Below are 3,784 nucleotides of genomic sequence, written 5' to 3'. Positions count from 1 at the left end.
GCCCTCCGGCGACTTGCCGCGATGCAGCACGCTTTCCGGCTTGACGCCGCCCCCCGCCAAACGCACAACCCCACCCCATGGGAACAGGGCAATTAACGATTGATCTCGACGCCATCGCGGCCAACTGGGCCGCGCTTGATTCCGCGTCAGGAAGTGGCACCGAAACCGGTGCCGTGGTGAAGGCAAACGGCTACGGCCTTGGCGCCGCCCGCGTTGCACGCGCGCTGGCCCATGCAGGCGCGCGGCGCTTCTTCGTCGCCCATGCCGAAGAAGGCTCGGCAATCCGCAACGCCCTCGGGCGCGGCCCGGAAATCTACGTGTTTTCCGGGCATATGCGCGGCGACACCGACATGCTGAACGATCTCGACCTGATCCCGATGATCAACTCGATCGACCAGCTCACCCGCCACTTCGAGGCCCTGCCCGACGCCCCCTTCGGCATCCAGCTCGACACCGGGATGAACCGGCTCGGCATGGAGCCCGGTGAGTGGATGGCGCTGCGCGATATCGCCGTGCCGCGCGGGCCGCGCCTCATCATGTCCCACCTCGCCTCCGCCGACGAGCCGGACAGCCCGCAGAACGCCGCGCAGCTCAAGCTCTTCCGCGAGCTGACCGCAGGCTGCGGCATTCCCCGAAGCTTCGCCAACACCGGCGGCATCCTGCTGGGGCCGGAGTATCACTTCGAACTCACCCGCCCCGGCATCGGCCTTTACGGCGGCCGCCCCTTCGCGGACTCCCGGCAGGTTGTGCAGCTCGACCTGCCCGTAATCCAGACAGCCACGGTTCTCGAAGGCGAGGCCGTGGGCTACAACGCCACCTGGGTCGCCGAGGCCGATACCCCCACCGTCACCGTTCAGGGCGGCTATGCCGACGGTATCCTGCGCGCCCTGACCAATTCCGGAAGCCTCTGGGCCGACGGGGTGGAATGCCCGATCCTGGGACGTGTCTCGATGGATCTGATCACCGCCGACATCTCGGGCCTCAGCCATGTGCCGCGCGAGCTTTCGCTGCTCTGCCCTGAACAGACGATCGATGCCGTCGCCGACGCCGCCGGAACCATCGGCTACGAGATCCTCACTTCGCTCGGGTCACGTTACGCCCGCCGCTACGCCGGCCGGGCGGGCTGACGGGCCCTTGGCCACCCTGCTGCATCCCCTTGCGCTGATCGGCCGAAACACCCTGGCGCTGCTCGCAGCCATCGGGCGCGTGGCCATGTTTCTCGGCGCCACGATCAGCCACATGGTCCGCCCGCCCTTCTACCTTAAAGAGCTGTGGCAAGCCATCTTGAACGTGGGATATTTCTCTCTTCCCGTGGTCGGCCTTACCGCGATCTTCACCGGCGGTGCGCTGGCCTTGCAGATCTACTCCGGCGGCTCGCGCTTCAACGCCGAGGCGGTGGTGCCCCAGATCGTCGCCATCGGCATGGTGCGCGAGCTTGGCCCAGTCCTCGTCGGCCTGATGATCGCCGCCCGTGTCACCTCCTCCGTGGCCGCCGAGATCGCTACCATGAAGGTCACCGAGCAAATCGACGCACTGGTAACGCTCTCGACCCACCCGATGAAATACCTCACCGTCCCCCGCGTCCTCGCCGCCCTCATCACCGTGCCCGCGCTGGTGGCCGTGGGCGACGTGATCGGGGTGATGGGCGGCTTCCTCGTGGCCACCGAACGGCTGGGTTTCAACCCCGCCGCCTACCTGCAAAACACCTGGAATTTCCTCGAGACGCTCGACATCGTCTCCAGCCTCGTCAAAGGCGCCGCCTTCGGCTTCATTGCCGCGCTGATGGGCTGCTATTACGGCATGAACTCCGGTCGCGGCGCACAGGGCGTGGGCCGGGCCACCAAGCTCTCGGTGGTTGCCGCCGCCGTGCTGATCCTCGCCGCCAACTTCCTGCTCACACAGGCGTTCTTCTCCGTATGATCGAGCTGCGAAACGTCCATAAGTCCTTCGGTCCCAAGGATGTTTTGCGCGGGGTCGATCTTTCCGTCGGCAAGGGCCGCTCCATGGTCATCATCGGTGGCTCCGGCACCGGCAAGTCCGTCACCCTCAAGTGCATCCTCGGCCTCGTCACCCCGGATCAGGGCAGCATCACCGTCGATGGCGCCCCCGTCGCCTCGGTCAGATCGGCCAAGGCGCGCGAAACATTCCTCGCACGCTTCGGAATGCTCTTCCAGGGCGGCGCCCTCTTCGATTCACTCCCGGTCTGGCAAAACGTCGCCTTCCGCCTGCTGCGCGGCCAGCTCAAGCGCCCGAAGGCCGAAGCCCGCGACATCGCCATCGAAAAGCTGCGCCGCGTCGGCCTCGGCGCCGAAACCGCCGATCTCTTCCCGGCCGAACTCTCCGGCGGCATGCAAAAACGCGTCGGCCTTGCCCGCGCCATCGCCGCCGAGCCCGAGATCATCTTTTTCGATGAGCCAACCACCGGGCTCGACCCGATCATGGCCGGCGTCATCAACGAGCTGATCCGCGAAATCGTCGTGGAAATGGGCGCCACCGCCGTGACCATCACCCATGACATGACCTCGGTGCGCGCCATCGCCGATGATGTCGCCATGCTCCACGCCGGCAAGATCCGCTGGACGGGCCCGGTCGCCGAAATGGACGCCGCATCAGACCCTTACCTGACACAGTTCATCACAGGCAGCGCCGAAGGCCCGATCGAAACCCTGCGCTGAGCGCCCACTCTCCGCGCCGCCGGGAGGGTCGCCAGCCCCGCCAAATCCGGCTCCCGGGGTTCCGCCTCAGCACCCGACTGCCTACATAGAACGCAAACGCAACCGCCCAAAGGCCCGCCCCTTGCAGCTCGCCCTCAAGCTCGCCAACCTCTCCCTGCTTCTGCTCTTTCCGCTCGCCTGGTTCGCACCGCTGCTGCGCGCGGGCCTGTTGCCGCTCTTCGGACTGTCGGAAATTTCCGTCATTTCCGGCCTTCAGGAGCTCTGGAGCAAGGACGTTTTCCTGGCGCTGCTCGTCACCGCTTTCGCGCTCTTTGCACCCTACCTCAAAACCATCGGCCTCGCGCTGCTGCACTTCGGCCTGATGCGCCGCAAGGTGCTGCCCGCGCTGCACCTGCTGGGCAAGCTGGCGATGGCGGATATTTTCCTGATCGCGCTCTACATTGTAGTAGCCAAGGGCATCGGCGTGGGCCGGGTCGAGGTCGCCTGGGGGCTCTACCTCTTCACCGCCTGCATCCTTGCTTCCATCGGCATCTCATGGGCCACGGAGCGGGGTCGCAAGCGCGCCGCCCTGCCCGCACCGGGCGAGGCGCTTCAGCCCGAAGCCGAGGCGCTGCCGCTACGCCCCACCGCCGAGTGACGCCGCAAGCTGCGCCGCCGTCTCCGGACAGGGTGCGGTCTCGCTCTTCCGCCCGTCGCGCTTGTACTTCCAGCCGGTCGAGATCTCGCGGCAATGGACGAAATACTGGTCTTTCGCACGGGCGAGCCGGTTGAACTGATACCGCCCGATCCCATGTACATCCCAGCCAAACCACCGCAGCGGCCCGCGCGGGAGCACGCAGAACTTCTCCTTGCAGTGCCGCTCGGGCACATCGGAAAGCACGTGATCTGCATGCCGGGGCGGGCCCTCGCCCTGTCGCGTCCGCCAGTGGCCGGGCGCTGTGACGTAGCCCCAGGGGCTCTCTGCCGCCGCGTCGAAAATCGTTCGCTCCCCGCGCGACAGGAACAGCTCGTCGATATCGTTCACCGCCACCGCCGCAGCCCGCTGAAGCGCCCAGTGACGCGCAAGGTTCAGCGTGGCGCTTTGGAAGTAGAGCGCAATGTGGCGCGGC

Annotated in this window: 5 protein-coding genes; 4 read left to right on the top strand and 1 reads right to left on the bottom strand. The window is 66.6% G+C overall.

The genetic code is table 11. From position 1 onward, the window contains the following. Positions 1-77: 77 nt before the first annotated feature. From alr to DYI42_RS23430, 4 genes are all read left to right on the top strand, one after another. Positions 78-1,127, top strand: a complete 1,050-nt coding sequence (alr, locus tag DYI42_RS23445; RefSeq protein WP_213549479.1) for an alanine racemase — start codon at positions 78-80, stop codon at positions 1,125-1,127. A 19-nt stretch (positions 1,128-1,146) separates the two neighbouring features. Next, entirely contained in the window at positions 1,147-1,920 is a 774-nt protein-coding gene (locus DYI42_RS23440) for an MlaE family ABC transporter permease (RefSeq protein ID WP_244868112.1), read from the top strand. Continuing rightward, the gene (locus tag DYI42_RS23435) at positions 1,917-2,675 is read left to right on the top strand and encodes an ABC transporter ATP-binding protein (protein ID WP_213549477.1); all 759 of its coding nucleotides are present in this window, start codon (positions 1,917-1,919) and stop codon (positions 2,673-2,675) included. The genes DYI42_RS23440 and DYI42_RS23435 overlap by 4 nt, the downstream gene beginning before the upstream one ends. A 121-nt stretch (positions 2,676-2,796) precedes the next feature. Further along, positions 2,797-3,312, top strand: coding sequence for a paraquat-inducible protein A (locus DYI42_RS23430; protein ID WP_213549476.1), 516 nt, complete (start codon positions 2,797-2,799; stop codon positions 3,310-3,312). Here the strand turns inward: DYI42_RS23430 and DYI42_RS23425 are convergent. Beyond that, positions 3,292-3,784, bottom strand: a 493-nt coding sequence (locus DYI42_RS23425) for a hypothetical protein (RefSeq protein WP_213549475.1), incomplete at its 5' end; no start/stop codon positions are given. The two genes, DYI42_RS23430 and DYI42_RS23425, sit on opposite strands and share 21 nt — an antisense overlap.

Origin of the sequence: Vannielia litorea (assembly GCF_018424695.1) — a bacterium.
GTDB lineage: Bacteria > Pseudomonadota > Alphaproteobacteria > Rhodobacterales > Rhodobacteraceae > Vannielia > Vannielia litorea_A.
This window is presented reverse-complemented; position numbering and strand designations above follow the sequence as displayed.

Coding starts and splice junctions, on each gene's coding strand:
- DYI42_RS23435 (WP_213549477.1), top strand. CDS start 1,917: ATGATCGAGCTGCGAAACGTCCATAAGTCCTTCGGTCCCAAGGATGTT.
- alr (WP_213549479.1), top strand. CDS start 78: ATGGGAACAGGGCAATTAACGATTGATCTCGACGCCATCGCGGCCAAC.